This is a genomic window from Streptomyces sp. 13-12-16 (assembly GCF_002114215.1).
GTDB lineage: Bacteria > Actinomycetota > Actinomycetes > Streptomycetales > Streptomycetaceae > Streptomyces.
In genome coordinates this window covers 1-3,538 of record NZ_NCTE01001093.1, presented here as the reverse complement: position 1 = coordinate 3,538, position 3,538 = coordinate 1, and the positions used below count along the sequence as shown (strand labels likewise).

Annotated in this window: 4 protein-coding genes; 1 reads left to right on the top strand and 3 read right to left on the bottom strand. The window is 74.3% G+C overall.

Annotated elements, in window-relative coordinates; genetic code table 11:
• Positions 1-936: polysaccharide pyruvyl transferase family protein (locus tag B7767_RS35780; protein WP_371102836.1), on the bottom strand; the 936-nt coding region annotated here is incomplete at its 3' end.
• Positions 937-1,028: 92 nt separating this feature from the next.
• On the opposite strand from B7767_RS35780, the gene B7767_RS35775 reads away from it, so the two are divergent.
• Positions 1,029-2,123 carry a winged helix DNA-binding domain-containing protein gene (locus B7767_RS35775; RefSeq protein ID WP_085575688.1) on the top strand — a complete coding sequence of 365 codons (1,095 nt, stop codon included), beginning with the start codon at positions 1,029-1,031 and terminating at the stop codon, positions 2,121-2,123.
• A 100-nt stretch (positions 2,124-2,223) separates the two neighbouring features.
• On the opposite strand, the gene B7767_RS35770 is transcribed toward B7767_RS35775, so the two are convergent.
• Entirely contained in the window at positions 2,224-3,012 is a 789-nt protein-coding gene (locus tag B7767_RS35770; protein WP_085575687.1) for a trypsin-like serine protease, read from the bottom strand.
• A gap of 221 nt (positions 3,013-3,233) precedes the next feature.
• Positions 3,234-3,538: helix-turn-helix transcriptional regulator (locus B7767_RS35765; protein ID WP_143652814.1), on the bottom strand; the 305-nt coding region annotated here is incomplete at its 5' end.

The window sequence follows — 3,538 nt, the reverse complement described above, 5'->3', positions numbered from 1 at the left end:
ACCGGCGCCGGCGCGCGGCGCCAGCACCTCCACCAGCCGGTCCGCCCCGTCCGGTACCCGCCCCTCGCGGAACGCGTCGCGCATCTGCCGGGCGGCCACCCGGCCCGAGGTCAGACACCAGTCCCACCACCGCTCCAGCCGGCGCGCGTCCACCTGCTCGGCGGCGAGCAGCGCGGGCCAGCCGCAGGCCCTGGCCTGCGCGGTCACCTTGGCGCCGCCGGCCACCGGGTCCACCGCCAGCACCGGCGTGCCGACCCGCAGCGCCAGCACCAGCCCGTGCAGCCGGTCGGTGACGACGAGGTCGAGCCGGGCCAGCACCGACTGCACCTGCGCCGGAGTCGCGCTCAGATGCCAGTCACGGGTGTCCAGCCGGGTCTCCAGCTCCAGCCGGGCACAGTCCTTCCCGGCCAGCCAGCGCGTCACCTGCTCCGTGACCTGCCCGTGCCGCCGCTGCTCCCCGTACTCCTGCTGCCCGTGGGTGAGGACCACCCCGACCACGGGCCGCGCGGGCACCGCCGGGGCGCGGGCCGCCAGGTCCTCGGACGGCTCGCTGCCGGGGGCGTCCCGCGCCAGTACGCGGTGGAAGCCGGTCACGGCCGCGTCGCCCGGGTCGATCACCGACGTCCCCACGGCGATCCGCACACAGTGCGCGAAGCGCCGGTGCAGCTCCTCGACCTGCGGCCCGTACAGCGGCCCGCACACGAACACCAGGTGCGAGTAGTCGCCGGGCCGTACGTCGTCGAAGTGCAGCGCCTCCGGCCGGAAACCGGGGCTCCATACGACGTCGTACGCCATCCCGGCGCCCCGCAGCACCTCCTCCACGCGGCGCAGCGCCAGCACGTCCCCGGCGGTCGCCTCCCCGTCGCGGAAGCTGAACCACCCGGTCAGCAGGACCCTTCGCGGTCCCGGTCGCTCTCGTCCGTACACAGTGCGCACCGAGTGCCCCGCTCCGGCGGGGCGCAATCAGCACCGTACGCCGACGGCCGTCGCGGACAGAAGCTGACCGCAAGTGCCGCTAGCGTGCGGGTATGACGACGACGAAGCACGTGCTCGGCACACGGGCGCTGAACCGGGCCACCCTCGCACGGCAGCTGCTGCTGCGCCGCTCGCCGATGTCCGCCGAGGACGCGGTCGGGCATCTCGTCGGTCTCCAGGCACAGAACGTCAAGCCGCCCTACTACGCGCTCGCCGCCCGCCTCGACGGCTTCACGCCCGAGGCGCTGTCCCGGCCGATGGCCGGCCGCGCGGTCGCCCGCATCGTCACCATGCGCTCGACCATCCACACCCACACCGCCGACGACTGCCTCACCCTGCGGCCCCTGGTGCAGCCCGCCCGCGACCGCGAGCTGACCCAGTTCCGCAAGGGGCTCGCGGGCGTCGACCCGGACCGGCTCGCCGCCCTCGCCCGGGAACTCGTCGAGGCCGAACCGCGCACCATGAAGCAGTTGCGCGAGGCCCTGCTGAAGGAGTGGCCCGACGCCGACCCGCAGGCCCTCTCCGTCGCCGCCCGCTGCAAGCTCCCGCTCGTGCAGGTCACCCCGCGCGGACTGTGGGGCCGCAGCGGCCAGGTCACGCTCACCACCGCCGAGCACTGGCTGGGCAGGCCCGCCGAGCCGGCGCCGGCACCGGACGCCACCGTGCTGCGCTACCTCGCCGCCTTCGGGCCGGCCTCCGTGAAGGACATGCAGGTCTGGGCCGGTCTGACCAGGCTGCGCGAGGCCTTCGAACGCCTCCGCCCGGACCTCGTCACCTTCCGCGACGAAGCCGGCGTCGAGCTCTTCGACCTCCCGGACGCGCCCCGCCCCGACCCGGACGCCCCCGCCCCGCCCCGCTTCCTGCCCGAGTTCGACAACCTGCTCCTCTCCCACGCCGACCGCACCCGCGTCGTACCGCCCGGGTACCGGGGCCGCCACTGGAAGGGCAACATCGCCTACCGCACCCTCCTCGTCGACGGGTTCCTGGCGGGGCTGTGGCGGCTGGACGAACACGCCCTCGTCGTCGAGCCGTTCGGCCGGCTCGGCGGGCGGCAGTGGGAGGAGGTCGTCGCGGAGGGCGAGCGGATGCTCCGCGTGATGCACCCGGGGACGGCGTACGACATCCGCCTCGGGACCGTGCGGGAGTGAACGCGGGCATGGAGAGGGGGCGTTGCGGGCTGCTCGTGGAAGCTCGCAACGCCCCCTGGTTTGCCACCTGAGGGGTACTCAGGAATTCATGGGGTGTCCCTCACCCGCCGACCTGTGCCGTCACGTCCGCGGAGAACGTGGTCAGCCGGGTGTAGACGCCCGGGTAGCCGGCCGCCGCGCAGCCGTCGCCCCAGGAGGTGATCCCCGCCAGCCGGCCGCCGATCAGCAGCGGTCCGCCGCTGTCGCCCTGGCAGGTGTCCACCCCGCCCGAGGAGTAGCCGGCGCACACCATGTCGCTCTGCACGTACCGGCCGCCGTAGGAGCCGCGGCAGCTCGTGTCGGAGACGGTCGGCACGGTCGCCGTGCGCAGCTGGTTGGAGGAACTGCCGCCGGAGGAGGTGGTGCCCCACCCGATGATGCGGGCGGTCGTGCCGGCCGCGTACACCGAGGTGTCGGAGGAGGACACGTAGGGCGCCGTGGCGTACGGCATCGACGTCGACAGGGTCAGCACGGCCACGTCGTCGCCCCGGGTGACGCTCCGGTAGCCGGGATGGATCCATATCCTGCTGACTCTGGCGACCGTGCCGTTGGTGCCGTTGAGGTAGGTGCGCCCGCCGACCACGCGCACACTGCCCGTGGTCTCGCCGACCATACAGTGCGCGGCCGTGACCACCTTGGTGGGCGAGACGAGCGTGCCGCCGCAGAACTGGTTCTGCGAGGCGTCGGTGATCTGCATCATGAACGGGTACGCGGACGTCGTGGTCGTCGTACCCCCGACGATCGGCTGCGGGGCGGCGACGGCGGAGGGGGCGGCGATCAGCGCCGTCGCGGCGGCGGCGGTGGCCGCGCAGACGGCGGCGGCCTTCTTGGCACGGGTGAGCCCGGACATGGGTCTCCTCACGGGATGGCCGGTGGGGGGTCGCGCGGGGTGGGGGTCGAGCACGGGGGCCTCGGGACAGGTCCCCGTGTGCCCGGCGGGCGGCACGCCGTTAAGCTACGGTCCGGAGCGCGAGCGTCCCAATGAGGGAACCCCCTAAGGGAGTTGGGGCAGGGAAAACCCTCGGTCGCCCCTGCGGCGACCCGGCGGTGACCCGGTGGCGCCCTACGGCGCTACTTCGTGCGACGGCCCGCCGCCAGGCGGACGATGTCGACCCGTGAGCGGATCCCCAGCTTGCGGTAGACCCGGGTGAGGGTCGCCTCGACGGTCTTGACGCTGATGAACAGGCGCCCGGCGATCTCCCGGTTGGTGGCGCCCTCCATCACCAGCGCGGCGACCTGCCGTTCCATCGCGGCCAGCCCGTCCAGGGCGCCCGGCGTGGCGGCGGGCACGGTCTCCGGCTCCGCGGGACCGGCGGCCACGGCCCGCTCCACCTGGCGCAGCCACGGCAGCGCGCGGCAGCGCCGGAACAGCCGGG

Coding starts and splice junctions, on each gene's coding strand:
- B7767_RS35775 (WP_085575688.1), top strand. CDS start 1,029: ATGACGACGACGAAGCACGTGCTCGGCACACGGGCGCTGAACCGGGCC.
- B7767_RS35770 (WP_085575687.1), bottom strand. CDS start 3,012: ATGTCCGGGCTCACCCGTGCCAAGAAGGCCGCCGCCGTCTGCGCGGCC.